The sequence below is a fragment of the Burkholderia arboris genome (genome assembly GCF_038723655.1).
Taxonomy (GTDB): Bacteria; Pseudomonadota; Gammaproteobacteria; order Burkholderiales; family Burkholderiaceae; genus Burkholderia; species Burkholderia arboris.
The window spans coordinates 2,212,559-2,231,531 of the sequence record NZ_CP109822.1 but is presented as its reverse complement, the minus strand read 5'-3'; the positions used below and the strand labels follow the sequence as shown (position 1 = coordinate 2,231,531).

The 18,973-nt window shown below is 66.9% G+C and carries 19 protein-coding genes; 9 read left to right on the top strand and 10 right to left on the bottom strand.

What is annotated here, in order from left to right; genetic code table 11:
* Positions 1 to 87 precede the first annotated feature (87 nt).
* Positions 88 to 291, top strand: coding sequence for a cold-shock protein (locus tag OHZ10_RS27315; RefSeq protein WP_006483056.1), 204 nt, complete (start codon positions 88 to 90; stop codon positions 289 to 291).
* A 467-nt stretch (positions 292 to 758) separates the two neighbouring features.
* On the top strand, positions 759 to 1,022 hold the full coding sequence (gene infA / locus OHZ10_RS27310; protein WP_006483034.1) for a translation initiation factor IF-1: 264 nt from the start codon (positions 759 to 761) through the stop codon (positions 1,020 to 1,022).
* Between the two features lie 171 nt (positions 1,023 to 1,193).
* Here the strand turns inward: infA and OHZ10_RS27305 are convergent, their stop codons facing one another.
* Both OHZ10_RS27305 and OHZ10_RS27300 read right to left on the bottom strand, forming a co-directional pair.
* Complete coding sequence (locus OHZ10_RS27305; RefSeq protein WP_059240440.1) at positions 1,194 to 2,003, bottom strand: alpha/beta fold hydrolase; 810 nt, start codon at positions 2,001 to 2,003, stop codon at positions 1,194 to 1,196.
* A 113-nt stretch (positions 2,004 to 2,116) separates the two neighbouring features.
* Positions 2,117 to 2,896, bottom strand: coding sequence for an SDR family NAD(P)-dependent oxidoreductase (locus tag OHZ10_RS27300; RefSeq protein WP_059240983.1), 780 nt, complete (start codon positions 2,894 to 2,896; stop codon positions 2,117 to 2,119).
* A gap of 167 nt (positions 2,897 to 3,063) precedes the next feature.
* Here OHZ10_RS27300 and OHZ10_RS27295 point away from each other — a divergent pair, with 167 nt between their 5' ends.
* The 3 genes from OHZ10_RS27295 to OHZ10_RS27285 all read left to right on the top strand — a co-directional run bounded on the left by OHZ10_RS27295 (position 3,064) and on the right by OHZ10_RS27285 (position 5,617).
* The gene (locus OHZ10_RS27295) at positions 3,064 to 3,960 is read left to right on the top strand and encodes an AraC family transcriptional regulator (RefSeq protein WP_342704931.1); all 897 of its coding nucleotides are present in this window, start codon (positions 3,064 to 3,066) and stop codon (positions 3,958 to 3,960) included.
* 170 nt (positions 3,961 to 4,130) lie between these two features.
* Positions 4,131 to 5,378, top strand: coding sequence for an alkaline phosphatase family protein (locus OHZ10_RS27290; RefSeq protein ID WP_174991157.1), 1,248 nt, complete (start codon positions 4,131 to 4,133; stop codon positions 5,376 to 5,378).
* A complete protein-coding gene (locus OHZ10_RS27285; protein WP_059240443.1) occupies positions 5,375 to 5,617 on the top strand; it encodes a hypothetical protein in 243 nt (80 codons plus the stop codon). Before OHZ10_RS27290 ends, OHZ10_RS27285 begins: the two co-directional genes overlap by 4 nt.
* Before the next feature lie 43 nt (positions 5,618 to 5,660).
* Here OHZ10_RS27285 and OHZ10_RS27280 read toward each other — a convergent pair whose 3' ends face one another.
* Positions 5,661 to 7,040, bottom strand: coding sequence for an MFS transporter (locus OHZ10_RS27280; RefSeq protein WP_342704930.1), 1,380 nt, complete (start codon positions 7,038 to 7,040; stop codon positions 5,661 to 5,663).
* A gap of 409 nt (positions 7,041 to 7,449) precedes the next feature.
* Positions 7,450 to 8,526 carry a porin gene (locus OHZ10_RS27275; RefSeq protein WP_340624901.1) on the bottom strand — a complete coding sequence of 359 codons (1,077 nt, stop codon included), beginning with the start codon at positions 8,524 to 8,526 and terminating at the stop codon, positions 7,450 to 7,452.
* A gap of 639 nt (positions 8,527 to 9,165) precedes the next feature.
* Here OHZ10_RS27275 and OHZ10_RS27270 point away from each other — a divergent pair.
* Entirely contained in the window at positions 9,166 to 9,450 is a 285-nt protein-coding gene (locus tag OHZ10_RS27270; RefSeq protein WP_059240446.1) for an HU family DNA-binding protein, read from the top strand.
* 143 nt (positions 9,451 to 9,593) lie between these two features.
* On the opposite strand, the gene dmpG is transcribed toward OHZ10_RS27270, so the two are convergent.
* The 6 genes from dmpG to OHZ10_RS27240 form a co-directional block, all read right to left on the bottom strand.
* Entirely contained in the window at positions 9,594 to 10,625 is a 1,032-nt protein-coding gene (gene dmpG, locus OHZ10_RS27265; protein ID WP_340624902.1) for a 4-hydroxy-2-oxovalerate aldolase, read from the bottom strand.
* 16 nt (positions 10,626 to 10,641) lie between these two features.
* A complete protein-coding gene (locus OHZ10_RS27260; RefSeq protein ID WP_059240448.1) occupies positions 10,642 to 11,541 on the bottom strand; it encodes an acetaldehyde dehydrogenase (acetylating) in 900 nt (299 codons plus the stop codon).
* 13 nt (positions 11,542 to 11,554) lie between these two features.
* Positions 11,555 to 12,337, bottom strand: a complete 783-nt coding sequence (gene dmpE, locus OHZ10_RS27255) for a 2-oxopent-4-enoate hydratase (RefSeq protein WP_340624903.1) — start codon at positions 12,335 to 12,337, stop codon at positions 11,555 to 11,557.
* Between the two features lie 102 nt (positions 12,338 to 12,439).
* Positions 12,440 to 13,822, bottom strand: a complete 1,383-nt coding sequence (locus OHZ10_RS27250) for a DUF1329 domain-containing protein (RefSeq protein ID WP_059240450.1) — start codon at positions 13,820 to 13,822, stop codon at positions 12,440 to 12,442.
* A gap of 37 nt (positions 13,823 to 13,859) precedes the next feature.
* Positions 13,860 to 15,425 (bottom strand): DUF1302 domain-containing protein, encoded by a 1,566-nt coding sequence (locus tag OHZ10_RS27245; RefSeq protein ID WP_342704928.1) that lies wholly within the window; start codon positions 15,423 to 15,425, stop codon positions 13,860 to 13,862.
* Between the two features lie 153 nt (positions 15,426 to 15,578).
* Entirely contained in the window at positions 15,579 to 16,358 is a 780-nt protein-coding gene (locus tag OHZ10_RS27240; protein WP_059240452.1) for an SDR family oxidoreductase, read from the bottom strand.
* A 137-nt stretch (positions 16,359 to 16,495) separates the two neighbouring features.
* On the opposite strand from OHZ10_RS27240, the gene OHZ10_RS27235 reads away from it, so the two are divergent.
* From OHZ10_RS27235 to OHZ10_RS27225, 3 genes are all read left to right on the top strand, one after another.
* Positions 16,496 to 17,332 (top strand): alpha/beta fold hydrolase, encoded by an 837-nt coding sequence (locus tag OHZ10_RS27235; RefSeq protein ID WP_059240453.1) that lies wholly within the window; start codon positions 16,496 to 16,498, stop codon positions 17,330 to 17,332.
* A 62-nt stretch (positions 17,333 to 17,394) separates the two neighbouring features.
* Positions 17,395 to 18,183 (top strand): SDR family NAD(P)-dependent oxidoreductase, encoded by a 789-nt coding sequence (locus OHZ10_RS27230; RefSeq protein WP_059240454.1) that lies wholly within the window; start codon positions 17,395 to 17,397, stop codon positions 18,181 to 18,183.
* 38 nt (positions 18,184 to 18,221) lie between these two features.
* Complete coding sequence (locus OHZ10_RS27225) at positions 18,222 to 18,971, top strand: electron transfer flavoprotein subunit beta/FixA family protein (protein ID WP_059240455.1); 750 nt, start codon at positions 18,222 to 18,224, stop codon at positions 18,969 to 18,971.
* Positions 18,972 to 18,973: the final 2 nt, after the last annotated feature.

Here is an 18,973-nt window from a genome sequence, read left to right as displayed (position 1 = left end):
GTGCGGCAGTCGTTGGTCTCTCCCTCTTTGATTCTTTCTGTGCCCGTCGAGGGCGCATGTTCAATCGTTTGTATTAAGGAAGTATTTGTGGATACCGGTACCGTCAAGTGGTTCAACGAAACCAAGGGCTTTGGTTTCATTTCCCCGGACAACGGCGGCGACGATCTGTTCGCCCATTTCTCGGAAATTCGCGGCACGGGCTTCAAGACCCTGGCCGAAGGCCAGAAGGTCAGCTTCGAAGTGAAGCGTGGCCCGAAGGGTCTGCAAGCGTCGAACATCACGCCGCAGTAAGCCGCATCGGCAGCGGTCGCCGGTCGGCGGCCGAGGCCGGATGGAGTATCGCGCGGGGCGCCGCATGACGGCGGCCTGCGCGTTCCGATGCGCACGACCGATGCATCGCGACATTCTCGATGCATCGGTCGTGACGCCTCCCTCATCGCATGCGTAACCCGCATGCGACGCAACGCCCTTGCGAAGCGCACGCTGCTTCGCGAGCGCATCACCGCTTCAACGCATCAACCTGAGCAGACCGCCGCCATGTCGTAGCTGGCGCGGTCCCGACTTGCGCGGCGCTCATCCCGCCGCCGCCACCGACCGCCCGAACGCCGCAACGCGCCGGGCTCCGATCGCAAGACAGGCCCTTGGCCCGTCTGAACGAACCGATCCCCGGCAGCCTGCCGGCGGCCGTCCCGTTGCGGGATGCGGCGCCGGGCAGATCGCCGCGGCCGCGGTCTATCACCTTGTCTGGAGGAATTGGTTTGGCAAAAGAAGAACTGCTGGAACTCGACGGGATCGTCGACGAAGTGCTGCCGGACAGCAAATACCGTGTGACGCTGGAAAACGGCGTCGTGGTTGGCGCGTACGCGTCGGGCCGCATGCGCAAGAACCACATCCGCATTCTCGCGGGCGACCGCGTGACGCTGGAACTGTCGGTCTACGACCTCACGAAGGGCCGTATCAACTTCCGTCACAAGGACGCGAATTCCCCGCGTCCGCCGCGAAGCGGCCAGCCGCGTCGTTGAGCGGCGACGGCCGGCGCGCGGCACATCGCGCCCCCGGTCGAAACCTGTCCGGCCACACGGCCGGACGAACCGGATGAACGGCACGCTGCGTGCCGTTCGTCGGTCGCCGGCGGCGCCATCGCGCCGCGGCGGCCAGTCCCGCCTTTACCGGCCGCCGCGCGTGCGCAACGCTCAGGCAGCCGCGTCCCGCAGGAAATCCTCGACGACCTTCGCGAAGTACGGCGGACATTCCTGCATCGGGTAATGCCCGCAATTCGGTATCGTCACGAGCTTTGCGTTCGGATGCCATGCGAGAAAGGTCGCCTGCATCGCCGGCGCGTCGAGCCCCGGATCCTTGTCGCCGACGATCGCCAGAAAACGCGTGTCGAGCCCGCGCACTTCATCGACGAAATCCGTACCGGTCAGCATGTCGAGATACGGAAGCCGGCAACCGGGCGCCACCCGCTCGCGGTTCTGCCGCAGCTTCAGGTCGGCCCAGCGCGCCGACAATCCCCCCGTCACGAACCGCACGAGCCGGCGAAACGCGTCGTCGTCGACGGTCGTGCTCGCGAAGAAGGCGCGTGCGTCGCCGGGCAGGCGGTTGCCGGCCGCCGACACCGGGCACACGGCGATCGCGCTCTTGATGCGCGACGGCGCATCGGCGGCGAGCCGTTGCGTCGCCATGCCCGTCATCGAATGGCCGATCACGTGAAAGCGCTGCCAGCCGAGGCGATCCGCGAGCGCGAGGCAATCGGCCGAGATTTCGTCGATCGTATACGCGCCGCTCAGGTGACGGGATGCGCCGTAGCCGCGCAGGTCGACGAACACGTACGTGAAGGCCGTTTCGTCGAGATACGGCAGCAGCGCCGCGTAGTTCGTATGGTCGCCGAGCCAGTCGTGCAGCACCATCACGCATTCGGGGCCGGTGCCGTGCTGCAGGTAGCCGAGGCCCTCGTGGCGGCCGTCCGGGCGGGCGGCGAGGGCGGGGTCGATCGGGTTCATTTCAAGTCGTTTCCTTCTGGTTGGTGAACCAAAACGAAACGCCCTCCCGGCGGACCGGGAGGGCGTCTTGAAAGTGCATCGATCGTATCGGGCCGCCCAGCGAAAGTCAACGCTCAGAGCGCCATCCCGCCCGACACCTCGATGCGCTGCGCATTGACCCAGCGGTTGTCGTCCGACAGCAGCGACGCGATCATCGGCCCGATGTCGTCAGGCTCGCCCACACGGCCGAGCGCGGTCCATTCAGCGACGCGCCGGTTGACCTCCGGATTGTCGCGCACCATCCCGCCGCTGAAATCGGTCGCCACCGCGCCCGGCGCGACGACGTTCACCACGATGCCGCGCGGGCCGAGCTCCTTCGCCAGATAGCGCGTCAGCACCTCGACCGCGCCCTTCATCGACCCGTAGGCCGCGCTGCCGGGCACCGCGACGCGCGTGAGGCCCGACGACACGTTCACGATGCGGCCACCGTCGCGGATCAGCGGCAGCAGCGTCTGCGTGAGGAAGAACACCCCCTTGAAGTGCACGCGATAGAGCGCGTCGAGATCGGCTTCGGTCGTCTCGGCGATCGGCGCGTGATGCGACGTGCCCGCATTGTTGACGAGGAAGTCGAAGCGGTCGGCGCCCCAGCCTGAAAGCGCGTCGCGGAGCTGTTCGGCGAAGCGGCCGAACGTGGCGGTATCGCCCGTATCGAGCGGCAGCGCGAGCGCCGGTTGCCCGGCGTCGGCGGCCAGCGCGACGACGCGATCGGCTTCCGCGCGATTCGAGCGGTAGGTGAAGATCGTGCGCACGCCGCGTTGCGCGAGGTGAAGCACCGTGTTGCGGCCGAGCCCGCGGCTGCCGCCGGTGACGACGGCGATTTTCCGGGCGGTACCGGTGGAATGTACTGCAGTCATGCTGTGCTCCTGGTCGAAGTCGGTGACGGACAGCCGCAAGCGTAAGGCGGCCGTCGTCCCCGATGAATGCCGGAACCGGCTGCATTCTTGCCTGATCCTGCCCGGCCGCCCCGATGCGCGCGGTGCCGCGTGTACCATCCGCACATCGGGATACGGAGGGCTGCACCATGTCGGAGGAACTGGTCGAACGCGTCGCGCGCCTGACCGGCGAGCAGGGCGACGAACGCCGGTTCGAGACGGCGATCGACGGGCTGATCCTGCTGCGTTCCAACCGCGAGCGGCTGCCCGCGCCGCTGATCATGAGACCCGCGCTGTGCGTCGTCGTGCAAGGCGCGAAGTGGACCACGTTCGGCGGGCGGCGTTACGACTACGGGCCCGGCCGCGCGCTCGTCGTCAGCGTCGAGATGCCGGCGACGAGCCGCATCGTGAAGGCCAGCGAGACCGAACCGTTCCTCGGCATCGTGCTCGAATTCGATCTCGCGATGATGCGCGACGTGCTCGAACGGCTCGATGCGCCGCCGCAGGCGGCCGGCCCGATCGGGCATGGCGTGTGCGTGACCGATTTCGGCGGGCCGCTCGCCGATTGCGTGCTGCGGATGATGCGGCTGCTCGATACGCCGGCCGCGATTCCGGTCGTCGCGCCGCTCGTGATGCGCGAGATCTGCTACTGGCTGCTCGCGGGCCCGCACGGCGGCGAAGTCTCGCGCGTCGTGTTCGCCAACGGTCACGCCCAGCGCGTCGTCGCGGCGATCCATGCGTTGCGCGGCCAGTTTGCCGAGGCGATTCGCGTCGAGGAGCTCGCCGCCGTCGCGCAGATGAGCCCGTCGGCATTTCACCGGCAATTCAAGGCGCTGACATCGATGACGCCGCTGCAGTACCAGAAACAGTTGCGCCTGCTCGAAGCGCGGCACATGATGGTGACCGGCGCGGCGAACGCGGAAACGGCCGCGTATCGCGTCGGCTACGAAAGCGCGTCGCAGTTCAGCCGCGAATACGCGCGGATGTTCGGCGCGCCGCCACGGCGCGATGTCGTCACGCTGAAAACCGCGCCGGTCGAGGGCTGAACCGACACGCGGTGACGCGGTTCGTATGACGCTTTACGCGCGGGGCGGCGCGGTCGTACACTCGTCGGCAATTCGCGGCCCGCGCGTGTGGCTTTCAATCCCTTCAGTGGCTTTCAGCGGGCCAACGACCGTGCCAGCCGGACATTCGTCGCGCGACGCCAGGAGGCGCCATGAGTGCAGACGCAGCCCCCGCATCCCCGTCCGTTCAGGACCGCATCCAGCATGTGTTCGTGCTGATGCTCGAGAACCGTTCCTTCGATCACCTGTTCGCGCTGTCGGGCATCGCCGACATCGTCGCCGCGTCGCCGGGCAACAGCAACGCGTATGGCGGCGCGGTCTATCCGTTCGGTGGCGGCGCACCCGACCGGATGCCGACCGATCCATGCCACGAATTCACCGACGTGCTCGAGCAGCTGTGCGGCGCGGGCGTGCCGTTCGTGAAAGGGCAGGCTTATCCGCCGGTCGGCAATACGGGTTTCGTGTCGAACTACGCGACGTCGCATTCCGAAGGCACGCCGCCGCAGCCGGCCGACGCGGGCAAGATCATGCAGGGCGTCAACGTCGCGACGCAGGCGCCGTCGCTGTACGCGCTCGCGAATGCGTTCGTGCTGTGCGATGCGTGGCATGCGTCGATGCCGGGGCCGACCTGGCCGAACCGCTTCTTCCTGCACGGCGCGTCGTCGGCCGGGCTCGACCATTCGCCGACCAAGGAAGAGATGGGCGGATGGGACGCATTCGACGGCTTTCCCTATCCGAAGGGCTCGATCTTCGGCGCGCTCGGCGACGGCAACTGGCGCATCTACCAGGACCAGACCGGCGACCCGCTCGGCCGTGTGCCGCAGGTTGCGTCGCTGAAGGGCATCAGCTTCTTCGACGTCGACGATCTCGCGCACTTCGAAGCCGATCTCGCGGCCGGCTACACGGCGCGCTACACGTTCATCGAGCCCGGCTACGGCGACATCGTGCACGGCACCTATCAAAACGGCAGTTCGCAGCATCCGATGGACGGGCTGGCCGGCGGCGACCAGCTCGCTGCGCGCGTGTACAACGCGATCCGCAATTCGCCGGTGTGGAACAGCAGCCTGTTCGTGATCGTCTACGACGAGCACGGCGGTTTCTACGATTCGGTCCGGCCGGGCGCCGCGCCGCCGCCGAACGACGGCGCGGCCGAGACGCTGAACGCGAGCGGCTTCGGTTTCGACGTGTATGGCGTGCGCGTGCCGGCGATCGTGATTTCGCCGTGGGTCGCGGCCGGGCAGGTCGACCACACGCCGTACGACCATGCGTCGGTCGCCGCGACGCTCGAGCGGCTGTTCGGCTGTGCGCCGCTGACTGACCGCGACCGGCTCGCCAACGACCTGCTGGCGCTCGTGACGACAACGTGCCGGACGGATTGTCCGCAAAGGATCGGAACATGAGTACGACCCCGGACCCGCGCGATGCGCTGCCCGTGCGCGACGGCACGAGCCTGATCGCGTATCTGCACATCCTGAGGAAGGCGCATGCGGCGCTGGTCGGCCAGGACAAGGCGCACCAGCGCTTCAGCGAGATCGTCACGCGCGGACAGGCGCGGCAATATATCGAGGAGCTGATGCCGGCGCTGCTGCAGAAACGCGCCGAGCACCGGGCGCGCAAGCACGGCGGGAAACATCACTGAGCGGATAGTGCGGTAGCGCCGTACCCAGCAGGAACGCCGCTTGTCACGTTGCCTGCTGCACGCTGACCGCCGACACCACCGCGCCCGTCAGTTGTACGGCCGCTCCGACGAACATCGCCGCGCGCAAGCCTGCCGCGCCGCCGTGCGCGGCCGCGAACAGCGTGCCGAGCACCGCGATCCCGAGCGTCGCGCCGGTCATCCGCGCGACGTTGACGAGCGCGCTTGCGGTGCCCGAGCGCGCGGCCTCGACCGCGCCGACCGCGATGGTCATCAGCGGGCCGGTCGCGATGCCCATCCCGAGCCCTGTCAACGCGAGGCCGATCTCGGCGTCGAGCAGGCCCGGTGAACCGGAGGATGCGCCGATCACGGCGAGCCCGCTCGCGATCACCGCGACGCCGCCGGCCGTCGTCGTGCGCGTGCCGAGGCGCTCGGACAGCGGGCCGGACCACGGCGACACGACGATGAACACGAGTGCCATCGGCAGCAGTGCAAGGCCCGCGCCGGTCGAATCGAGACGACCGGTGCTCTGCCACGTCAGCGGCAGCAGGAACAGCACGCCGTACATGCCGAACGTCATGCCGGTGGTCGCGGCGATCGCGCCGCGAAACGCGCTGATCCGGAAGAGGTCGAGCGGCACGAGCGCGGCTTCGCCGCGGCGGCGTTCGATCGCCGCGAAGGCGACGAACGACGCAACTGCAACGCAGCCCGCGAACGCACACGCGGCCGCAGAATCGCGGAACACGATCGCCGCATACGCAAGCGCGCCGAGCCCGAGCGCCCCCGCGACTTGCGCCGCACCGTCAACATGCCGGCCACGCGGATCGGACGACTCGGGCACGGCCGGAATCGCGAACAGCATCGCCGCGATGCCCAACGGCACGACCACGAAAAAGATGCTGCGCCAGCCGAAGTGCCGGATCAGCACCCCGCCGAGCGTCGGGCCGATCGCCATCGCCACGCCGTTGCACGCGGCCCAGATGCCGAGCGCGCGGCCGCGCTCGACCGGATCGCGCCACACGACGCGCACGATCGCAAGCGAGGCCGGCAGCAGCAGCGCCGCGCCGACGCCGGCCAGCGCACGCGCGGCGATCAGCACCGATACCGACGGGGCGAGCGCGCACGCCAGCGACGCGACGGTAAAGAGCGCGGTACCGGCGATGAAGAGGCGGCGCCGGCCGTGCAGGTCGGCGAGCAGCCCGCCCGTCAGCAGCAGCACCGCGTAAGTGAGGTTGTAGCTGTCGACGACCCATTGCAACGCGCCGACGCCGGCGTGGAAATAGTCGCCGATCGCGCGCGTCGCCAGATTCACGACGGCCGTGTCGACCTGTGCGACGAGCACGGCGAGGCAGAGGGTCAGGAGCGTGAGGCCGCGCCGTTTGGCGGTGCGCTCGGCCAGTGCGGCGAGTCCTCCGGTATGAGCCACGGGCGGTGCTCCTCGGGTTTCGGTCCATCGAGCTTAGATACCGTCTGCTGACAGCGTGGTGTCAGCAGACGAGCGCGAGGGCATGCAAACGGTGTGCCTGCCGTCATGACCGATCACGTCGAAAGACGCGACACGTGCCCGTCATGCGTTGCGGCCTGGCTTGCGGCATGGCCGGCATGCTGGAATATCCTGCCGGTGCTGCGGTGCTGCGGTGCTGCGGTGCTGCGGTGCTGCGGTGCTGCGGTTCAAAGGGAAAATGCTGCAGCTACGCCGTGCGAAGGAGGTACGTCGGCGTAGTTGAGCTGACCGAAGCGCAGCGAGATTGCCGCGGATGCATTCGACGTGCCCGGAACCGGGATGACGCAGCGCGCGTGACCCACGTTTCCGGACGTTCGGAACAGCGCTGCGATCAGAACTTCGCGCGAATCCCCGCGCCGAACGTGTTGCCGTTCGACAGGCCGCTGATGCGGTCGTTCATGTACGCGGCGTAGAGGTCCGTGCGTTTGGACAGCGGGTAGTCGTAGCCGACGGCCCAGGTCTGGCGCGTCTGGTCGAGGCCGCCTGCGTCGCGCGAATACGCGTACGAGGCCATCGCGTTGCCCGCGCCGAGCGGCACCGACACGCCGCCTTGCGCAGTGTTCACATGCCAGCTTCCGGCGACCTGGTCATTCTTCGTGTACATATACTGGCCAAACAGCTTCACGAGCTTCAGGTCGTAGGTTGCGCCGACCAGCGCGATGCCCTGGCTCTTCATCCCGGCGACGAGCGCGCTCAGGTCGCGCGGGCCGTTGTTGAAGTTCACGTACTGATACGTGGCGGTTGCCGCGAACGGGCCGTTCGCATAGTTGAACTGAGCGCTCCATTTCTTCGAGCCGTTGTCGCCGGCCTGGTTGCCGAATGCGTACATCGCGCCGAAGTTCAGTCCACCGAACGAAGGCGATGCATACGAAACCGCGTTGTTCCAGCCGGAATCGCCCACCGCACCCTGATCGCTCGGGTAGGTCGGGAACGTGCCGAGGCCGAGGAACACGTGATACACCATCGGCGAGAACGTGTACGAGTCGTAGAACGGGTTGAACAGGATCGTCGACAGGAACAGGTGCGTCGTCAGGCGGCCTGCCGTCACCGTGCCGTACGGCGAATCGATGCCGACGTACGCATTGCGCGCGAAGAACGTGTCGCCCTGGAAGCGGCCGTACTGGCCGTTCTGCGCGCGGAAGAAGCTTTCCAGCGTGAAGATCGCCTTGTAGCCGCCACCGAGATCCTCGGCGCCATGCATGCCCCAGTACGACGTCGACATGCCGCCGCCGCTCACGTTCCATGCGCGGTCGCTGCCGGGGAACTTGGTTGCGCCGACCCATTCGTCAACCTGACCGTAGAGCGACACGCTCGACTGCGCATGGGCGGGCACAGCTGCCGCCACGCAGGCGGCTGCGGCGATCAGCTTGACGGACGTGCGCGACGCACGGCGAGCGAATGACTTCATGAGGTCTCCTGTATTGATTGATGGCGGGCTGACTGGTTTCGAGTAATGCATTGCCCGGGGTAAGAAGGGGAATTCGATTGGACGGCGGTGTGAGGCGCGATCGAGGCCAAATGAAACCGCGTGATTTATCCGCTTCTGAATTGCCTCGTCAGAATGAGGTTGAATCGTAAATTTGTTGCTTCTGATCAGCCATTGGACGAAGGGCATCATGCGTATACGCCAAGCCGTATAAGTCAGGGTTATGCGCCGGGATGCATGTCGATATCGGCGTATACGCTCATACAGCGCCATTTATGCGATGGATTTCATGCGCAGCCGATATGGACGAACATTTACCATTTTCCGGATCGGGCGCTGTCGCGCAATACCGGAGAGACACTGACAAAGCAGGCCGGACGGTGTCCTCCGGGTACCTGACAGACGGATTGCAATCGTTGTCATATGGTCCGGTTGGACGACGTGCGATGCGCCGTTTCGGTGCAGCCTTGCCGGGTTGCCGATGATGGCAGTCGCAGCGGGTCTTGCGCCGTTTCGAACGGCCGGCCGTGGCACGCGCTACGCGAACCGCAGCAGGACATCGCGAATACAACAAGGCCGGTAACACGAATACCGGTTTTTCTTTTGACGCAGGAGCCACTGATGAATAAACAAGGATTGGTTGACGCCGTGGTTTTTTCCACCGGTTTGAACCGGGTCGCGGCCACTGAAGCAGTGGACACGGTGATCAATACGATCGTCGGCGCGGTCGCGGCCGGCGCAGCCGTTCAGCTGGTCGGTTTCGGCTCGTTCAGGCAAGGGAAGCGCGCGGCCCGAGTGGGCAGAAATCCGTCGACCGGAGAAGAGATCCGTATTGCGGCCGTGAAGACCGTCAAGTTCACCGCGGGCACCGCATTCAAGAGTGCGGTGAATGCGATCAAGAAGTAAGCGGGGCGGCGGGGCGCCAGCCAGCTGGCGGCGCAGATCGAACGGTACCGTTCGAGCGACACGCCGCCCGGCGCAACAACCGTCCTCAAAAAAAAGACGGGGCATGTGCCCCGTCCCGTACGACCGGCGATGAAGCCGCGTGATTACGCCGCCACCTCCCGTGCCCGCACCATCGTCAGCGCCGCATCCTCGATCATGTCCTCCTGGCCGCCGACGAGCCGCTGCCGGCCCAGTTCGACGAGAATGTCGCGCGCCGGAATCCCGTACTTCGCCTCCGCGCGCTTCGCGAACAGCAGGAACGACGAGTAGACGCCCGCATAGCCGAGCGTCAGCGCATCGCGGTCGAGGCGGATCGGCACATCCATGATTGGCACGACGAGATCCTCGGCGACGTCCGAGATCGCGAACACGTCGACGCCCGTCTCGATCCCCATCCGGTCGCACACCGCGACGAACACTTCCATCGGCGTGTTGCCCGCGCCGGCGCCGAGGCCGGCCGCGGCCGCGTCGATCCGGTTCGCGCCGGCGGCAACCGCCGCGACCGAGTTCGCGACGCCCATCGCGAGATTGTGGTGGCCGTGGAAGCCGAGTTCCGTCTCCGGCTTCAGTGCGTCGCGCACCTGGCTGATTCGCGCGGTCACGTCGTCGGGCAGCATGTGGCCGGCCGAATCGGTGATGTAGATGCAGTTCGCACCGTACGACTCCATCAGCTTCGCCTGCACGACGAGCTGCTCCGGCGACGACATGTGCGCCATCATCAGGAAACCGACCGTATCGAGCCCGAGCGTGCGCGCAAGGCCGATATGCTGCTCCGACACGTCGGCCTCGGTGCAGTGCGTCGCGACGCGGATCGTGCCGACGCCCAGTTCGTGCGCCATGCGCAGATGCTCGACGGTGCCGATGCCGGGCAGCAGCAGCGCCGACACCTTCGCCTGTTTCAGTTCCGGAATCACGGCGCTCAGGTACGCCTCGTCGGTGTGCGCGGGGAAACCGTAGTTGACCGATGCGCCGCCGAGGCCGTCGCCGTGCGTGACCTCGATCAGCGGCACGCCGGCCGCGTCGAGCCCGCGCGCGATGTTGCGCATCTGGTCGAGCGTGATCTGGTGGCGCTTCGGGTGCATCCCGTCGCGCAGCGACATGTCGTGGACGGTGATCTTCTTGCCTGCAAGTGACATCGTGTGACTCCTCGACTCAAGCGGTAGCGGCCGTCGCGGCCAGCATCTGTTCGGCGAAACGCTCGGCCGTGGCGGCTGCGGCGGCGGTCATGATGTCGAGGTTGCCCGCGTACTTCGGCAGATAGTCGCCGAGCCCTTCGACTTCCATGAACACCGACACGCGATTGCCGTCGAACACCGGGCCATTCTTCAACGTGTAGCCGGGTACGTAGCGCTGCACTTCCTTGACCATGGCATGCACGGACGCCGTGATCGCGTCGACGTCGGGCGGCCCGTCGGTCAGGCAGTGGATCGTGTCGCGCATGATCAGCGGCGGCTCGGCCGGGTTGATCACGATGATCGCCTTGCCCTTGCGAGCGCCGCCGACCTGTTCGATCGCGCCGGACGTCGTGCGCGTGAACTCGTCGATGTTCTTGCGCGTGCCGGGGCCGACCGAGCGCGACGACACGGTCGCGACGATCTCGCCGTACGCGACCGGCTGCACGCGCGATACCGCGTACACCATCGGGATCGTCGCCTGGCCGCCGCAGGTCACCATGTTGACGTTCATCTGCGCGCTGTCGAGATGGGCGTCGAGGTTCACCGGCGGCACGCAGTACGGCCCGATCGCGGCGGGCGTCAGGTCGATCATCTTCACGCCGAGCGCGGTGAGCTTGTCGGAGTTGTCGCGGTGCACGTACGCCGACGTCGCGTCGAAAGCGATGCGGATGTCGTCGGCGGCCACGTGCGGCAGCAGCCCGTCGACGCCCTTGTCGGTGGTCTTCAGGCCGAACTCGCGCGCGCGGGCGAGGCCGTCGGATGCCGGATCGACGCCGACCATCCACACCGGTTCGAGCACCGTCGAGCGGCGCAGCTTGTACAGCAGGTCGGTGCCGATGTTGCCGGGCCCGATCAGTGCGCATTTGATTTTCTTCATCAGGATTCTTCCTTTAGATAAAGCGGACATCGCAGCTGCCGATGCCCGAGATGTGCATCGACAGCGTGTCGCCGGCCGTGACCGGAATCAGTTTCGCGAGCGAGCCGGACAGCACGATCTCGCCGGCCAGCAGCGGCACGTCGTACGCGGCGAGCGTGTTCGCGAGCCACGCGACCGCGTCGGCGGGGTGGCCGAGCGCCGCATCCCCGCGTCCTTGCGCGACGGGCTCGCCGTTCTTGTCGATCGTCATCTCGCACGCGGCGAGATCGAGCGTGCGCGGGTCGACGCGCGCATCGCCGAGCACGTACACGCCGCACGACGCGTTGTCGGCGACGGTGTCCTCGATGCGGATCGCCCAGTCGCGGATGCGCGAATCGACGATCTCGAAGCAGGGTGCGACGGCGGCCGTCGCGGCGATCACGTCGGTGCGGTCGATGCCGGGGCCGCGCAGGTCGTGCGCGAGGATGAACGCGATCTCGCCCTCGGCGCGCGGCGCGATCAGCGAGTCGGCGGCAATCGCCTCGCCGGCCGCGTAATGCATGCCGGACAGCAGGATGCCGAAATCGGGCTGGCGCACGTTCAGCATGTCCTGCACGGCCTGGCTCGTCACGCCGATCTTCTTGCCGACGACCGCTTCGCCCTGTTCGATGCGACGCTCGATGAAGCGTTGCTGGATGCGGTAGGCGTCGTCGAGCGACAGCCGGCGCGGACGGTTCGACAGCGGCGCGACCGGTGCGCGCGCGTGCCACGCGGCGTACAGTTCGTCGCCGAGCGTCGTATGCAGGCGGGAAGACATGAAAGGGCCCTCGAATGGAAAAGGCCGCCGTCGCGGGCGGCGTCGTGCGCCGGAGCACGGGCTCCGGCGCGGGGGCGCGGGCGTGCCGCGTCAGTCGATACGTCAGTTACCCGAACTGCGGATCGCGTCGGGCGAGAAGTACGCCTCGTTGAACTGCGGGCTGTTGTCGAGCTTCGGCATCGGGCCTTCGTTCGTCAGGCGGTCGGCCATGTATGCGCCGGAGACGAGATCGTGATAGAACACGACGCCCGGGTAGAACGTCTTCGCATCGAACGCATACAGCGACGTCGCGACGTTGGTACGCCACAGCAGGCCGCGCGCATCGTAGTTGTCGGCGAGCGGCGTCATCCACGTATCCTCGTCGAGATACAGCACGCGCTTCGCGTACTGGTGGCGATAGCCGCTCTTCAGCGTCGCCTGCAGCACCCACACGCGATGCAGTTCATAGCGGATATACGCCGGGTTCTCGTGGTTCTTGCCCAGCAGGTCGCTGTACTTCACCGAACTGTCCATCGCCTTGTAGTCGTTGTACGGCACGTAGATCTCGCGCTTGCCGAGGATCTTCCAGTCGTAGCGGTCGCCGGAGCCGTTGAAGAGACGGTCGTCATCCACGGTGCGGAACCCGCCCGGGCCCATCGGCTGGTCGTAGCCGTACTCGGGCGCCTGCCGCACGCGCCGCGTGCCCGGGTTGTACATCCACGTGCGCGACGAGTTGTCCGCGCCGGCCTTGTCCCAGTTCGTGAAGGAGAGGGTGATCGAGCCGCGGTCGGACAGCGGCAGCTCCGTGGCGACGCGCGCGTAGGTCCGGTTGTTCAGGTCGCTCTTCACGTCGTACTTGCCGACATTGCGCGGCGAGTAGATGTCGTAGCGCACCTTGCCCCACGCGATGTTGCCGTCGGAGTAGACGACCGCCTGGTCATAGATCGCCTGCTCGGTGCCGATTGCCGATGACATCCGCTGGTTCCACAGCAGTTCGGCCGCGGTCTTCGGGATCGGGTACGGCGCCTGCGGCGGCGCGTTCGTGAGGCCGTTCGCGTCGGACGTCATCGTCGAATCGGGCGCGTACGTGCGGATGTCCTTGTAGACGGCGTCCGTATACCGGAAGTCGCGGTGGCTCGGATAGACGATGATCTTGAACGTCGCCGGATAGCGCTTGAACATCGCCTTCTGGCCGTCGGTCAGGTGCTCCGCGTACTGCGCCATGTTTTCCGCGGTGATCGTCGCGACCGGCTTCTCGTTCGCGTACGGATCGGGGTAGCGGCCGCCGCGCTTGTACTGCACGTCGGGCGGCGTGCCGAGCCACTTGCCCGACCAGTCGGGCACGCTGTTGTCCTTGCTCGCGGCACGCACCGCGCCCATCGGCGTCAGCGTGCCGTCGAGCGCCTTCAGGTCGTCCGGCGTGACCTTCGGGAACGATGCCGTCGCAGCGAGCGCGCACGCGGCCATCACCGACGCGCGCAGGAGGGGGAGACGAATTCTCTTCATGACAATCCTCTTGCTGAGTGACGAGCGGCCGGGCCGCTCAGAAGTGGTAGGTCGCCGTGGCCAGCACGTAGTCGCGATCCGCGAGCGGGCGCGTGACCGGGTTCGGCGATCCGAGGAACTTTGCGTAGACGAGCGACAGTTGCAGGTTGCTCAGGCGCGTGAAGGTCACGCCGGCCGTCACTCGGTGGTCGCCCTGGCCCGTCAGCGAGCCGAGCGCGCCGGCGAGCGGCGACGTGCCCGTCAGGTCGTGCGCGTAGGTCAGCGGCACGTCGAGATCCCAGCCGTTGAACACGTTCTTGTAGCTGAGCGTCCACGCGATCTCCATGGCGAGCGCGTTGCGCGAATTCGCGAGCGTCGTCGAGCCGTCGAGCTCGGAGATGCCGCCCGCATGCACGTACGTGATTTCGCCTGTCAGCGACTGCGAATTCGCGAGGAAGCTCGGCCCGATCGAGTAGATGCCGGACAGGTTGGTCTGCAGCACGTTCGCGCGCGTCGACTGCACACCCGTCGGTGTATTGACGAGCACGGCCGCGCCCTGGCGGTACGACACTTCGCCCGCGACGTTCACCGGGCCGACCTGCGTGGAGAAGCTCGCGCCGGTCAGCTTGATGTTGCTGAAGTAGGTCTGCTGGTACTGGAGCGTCGGGAAGTACGTGGTGACGACGCTCGGGTTCATGTCGTTGTAGTGCAGGTAGTACAGGCCGAGCTCGGTGTCGCCGAGCACGCGGAAGCGCGCGCCGATCCCCCACTGGTTGCTCGCGCTCGGCTTGTCGTCGGGGCCGCGCGGAATGATCATTCCGCCCGGGCCGATGATGTACTGCGCGCCGGGGCCCGTGACGTCGGAGTAGCTCCAGTACGTGCCGGGCGCGGTCAGCCGGTTCTGCTGGAACGAGAACTGGTAGTAGCCGAGCAGGCTGAAGTTCGGCGTGACCTGCCACTGCGTCGAGATCTGCGGCACCGGCAGCAGGATGTCCTTCACTTGCGCGCCCGCCATGTACGACTTGGTCGCGTCGGAGGGGCCCTGTGCGCCCGCGATGTTCGGGAAGAACAGGCTCTCGCCCCATGCGACGACCTGGTCGCCGACCTTCACGTTCAGGCTCGTCGAGCCGATATGGAACGTGTTGTACGCATACGCGGCGAGCAGCGTCGTGTGACCGCCCGACCAGTAGCGCGCATCGCTCGTGAAGTTGTTGTACTGGCCCGACTGGTTCACGGTGCCCGGCGCATCGTTGTAGTTCGGGCGGTGATAGGCCTGGTCGTAGAACGTGCTCGCGCGCACGAACACGCCCCAGTCGTCGTGCTTCAGGTTCACTTCGCCGAGCAGGCTGACCTGGTTCTCGATCAGCTTGTTCTTCGCGAAGTTGCGGTCGCCGTCGTCGCCGTTGATGTTCGCCGGCGTCAGCAGATTGCCGCTCGGTGCGCGGGTGCGCATGCCGAGGCCGTAACTGAGCGTGAACGTGTAGTCCAGCGTCGTGTCGGCGCCCAGCCCGATCGTGCTGCCTGCATGCGCGTCGGGAATGGCGCATGTCAGCAGTGCGGCGGCCAGCGTCGACAGCGTGGCGGTTGCCCGCTTGTCGGTACGGCGCGAAATCCGTTGATGCATGGTGTCTCCTCTTGGGGGTATCGACGACGGTCGTCTGTGCGTTGTCGTGAGAGGCAGAGTAGGGAGATCGCGGTAGCAGGGAATCGTCAAAATGAACTAGATGACTTCCCTAGGACTGGAAACGAATGCCCCGCACCGCTTGCATGGCGTGGTTCAGCGTGCGTCGGCCTGCGCGGCCGACAGGAACGCGGGCCGTTCGCCGCCGCCGTCGAGCCGCAGGTTCGCGCCCGACGTGTACGACGCATGGGGCGACGCGAGGAACAGGCAGGCGGATGCAACGTCGTCGGGCGTCGCGAGCCGTCCGGCGGGAATCGTCGCGCGGATCGCATCGAGCGCATCGTCGTCGCCGTAGTGGCCTTCGGTGGCCGATTCCGTCTGCACGAGGCTCGGGCTGATCGCGCAGACGCGCACGCGTGGCGCCCACTCGACCGCGAGCGAGGTGACCGCGTTGACGAGGCCCGCTTTCGCGGCGCCGTATGCGGCCGTGCCGGGCGACGGCCGCGACGCGCTGATGCTCCCGATGAACAGCATCACGCCGCCTTCGGGCTGCGGCTGCATGATCGCGTTCACGCGCTGCGCGAGCTGCAGCGGTGCGATCAGGTTCAGCCGCACGATCGATTCGGTGAAGCGCGGCGATGCATCGGCCGCGAGCGCGAACGGCGAGCCGCCCGCGTTGTTGACGAGCACGTCGAGGCCGCCGGCCGTCGCGCGGATCGTCGCGAGCATCGCGTCGACCTGCTCGATGTCGCGCAGGTCGGCCGCGACGAAGGCCGCCGTGCGGCCATTGGCCGATGGCGGCGTGTCGGGCGCGCTGCGCCCGCACACGAACACGCGTGCGCCTGCCGCGAGAAACCCCTCGGCGATACGCCGCCCGATACCCTTGGTGCCGCCCGTCACGAGCACCGTCTTGCCGCTGTAGTCGAATCCGTTCATCGTTGCCTCCGTTTCGGTGGGCCGATGATAGGAAGAAGCGCGCGCGGCTTCGTAGTCTGAAAGGATGATGCCGGCCGGGGCTGGCGGCGCAATCATCGTGGCAGGCATCCATCGAACGACGAAGGAGACAACCCGCGATGACGACCCTCACGACGCCGCCGGCCGGCATCTTCACCGACGTACCGGGCGGCATGCGCCTGCACCATTTCGAGGCGGGCGAGGGCCGGCCCGTGGTGTTCATCCACGGCAGCGGCCCGGGCGCCAGCGGCTTCAGCAACTTCAAGCACAACGTCCCGGCGTTCGCGGCGGCCGGCTATCGCGCGATCGTCGTCGACCTGCCGGGCTACGGGCAATCGTCGAAGCCGTCCGACGTCGCCTACACGCTCGATTTCTTCGTCGACGCGCTGCATGCGCAACTGGCCGCGCTCGGGATCGGACCGGCCGTGCTGCTCGGCAACTCGCTCGGCGGCGCGATCGCGCTCAAGTACGCGCTCGACTATCCGGACGAAATCGACGGGCTGATCATGATGGCGCCGGGCGGCGTCGAGGATCGCGAAACCTATTTCCGGATGGAAGGGATCCAGCGGATGGTGAAGCTGTTCACCAATCGCCAGATGAATGACGACACGATGCGCGAACTGCTGACGCTGCTCGTGCACGACCCGGCGATCGTCACCGACGCGCTCGTCGCCGAGCGGATGAAGGTGTGCGTCGAGCAGCCGACCGAAGTGCTGTCGACGATGAGCGTGCCGAACCTGACCGGTGCGCTCGGCGACCTGCGCTGCCCGATACTCGGATTCTGGGGTACGGACGATCGCTTCAATCCGGTTGGCGGCGCACTGACCTTCCTCGAACGCTGCCGCGATGCGCGCTTCGTGCTGATGAACCGGTGCGGCCACTGGGTGATGGTGGAACACGCCGATTATTTCAATCGGGAATGCCTCGATTTTCTGGCGACGCGGAATACGCGATAACGCCGGATGCCCCTCAAGGCCGCCGCACAGGCGAGCGGCCCCTCTGAACCTACGGAGACACCATGAAACTCATCGAAGAACTGTTCGACCTGCGCGGCAAGGTCGCCGCGATCACCGGCGGCGCCCGCGGCATCGGCGCGGAGACGGCGCGCACGCTGGCCGCCGCCGGCGCGAGCGTGGCCATTCTCGACGTGCTGTCGCAGCCGGCGGAAGCGCTGGTCGAGGAAATCCGCGCGCAGGGCGGCGAGGCTGCGTTCTGGTCGCTCGACGTGACGCACGAGGCCGACGTGGCGCGCGTGTTCGGCGAGATCGTCGCGCGCTTCGGGCGCCTCGACGTGCTCGTGAACAACGCGGGCATCGAAGGGCACAACGTGCCGACGCACGAGCTCACGCTCGCGCAGTGGCAGCGCGTGCTGGACGTGAACGTGAACGGCGTGTTCCTGTGCACGCGCGCGGCGATTCCGCATATCGACGCGGCCGGCGGCGGGTCGATCGTGAACCTGTCGTCGATGTACGGGATCGTCGGCGGCCCCGACGTGCCCGCGTATCACGCATCGAAGGCCGCGGTGCGGATGATGGCGAAGGTCGACGCGATGCTGTACGCGGCGAAGAACATCCGCGCGAACTCGGTGCATCCGGGCTATATCCGCACGCCGATGCTCGAGGACGCGTTCCGCCAGATGGGGCAGGACCCCGACAACGTGTTCGGTTATCTGCAGACGCATGTGCCGATGGCGAAGATCGGCAGCCCGCGCGACATCGCGGCCGGCATCCTGTATCTCGTGTCGCCGGCCGGTCGTTACGTGACGGGCGCGGAGCTCGTGATCGACGGCGGGTACACCGCGCGCTAACGCGAGTCGGTACGCGCAACGGAACAGGAGACAGGCAGTTGAAAGTGCTCGTGGCAGTGAAACGCGTGGTCGACGCGAACGTGAAAGTCGGCGTGAAATCCGACCGGACGGGCGTCGACATCGCGAACGTGAAGATGTCGATGAACCCGTTCGACGAGATCGCGGTGGAAGAGGCCGTGCGGTTGAAGGAAGCCGGTGTCGTGACCGAAGTGGTCGCCGTATCGGTCGGCGTGGCGCAGGCGCAGGAAACGCTGCGCACGGCGCTCGCGATCGGCGCGGACCGCGCGATCCTCGTCGAATCGAATGACGGGGTCGAGCCGCTCGGCGTCGCGAAGGTGCTGAAGGCGCTGGCCGACAAGGAGCAGCCGCAACTGGTGATCCTCGGCAAGCAGGCGATCGACGACGATTCGAACCAGACGGGCCAGATGCTGGCCGCGCTCGCCGGCTTGCCGCAGGCGACGTTCGCGTCGAAGGTGGCGATCGCCGACGGCCGTGCGACGGTCGCGCGCGAAATCGATGGCGGTGCGGAAACGCTGTCGCTTCAATTGCCCGCAGTCGTGACGACCGACCTGCGCCTGAACGAGCCGCGCTACGTGACGCTGCCGAACATCATGAAGGCGAAGAAGAAGCCGCTGGAAATCGTGAAGCCCGGCGACCTTGGCGTGGACGTGACGCCGCGTTTGAAGGTGCTCAACGTGAACGAGCCGCCGAAGCGCGCGGCCGGCGTGAAGGTGCCGGATGTGCACACGCTGGTCGAGAAGCTGAAGACCGAAGCCAAGGTGCTGTAACA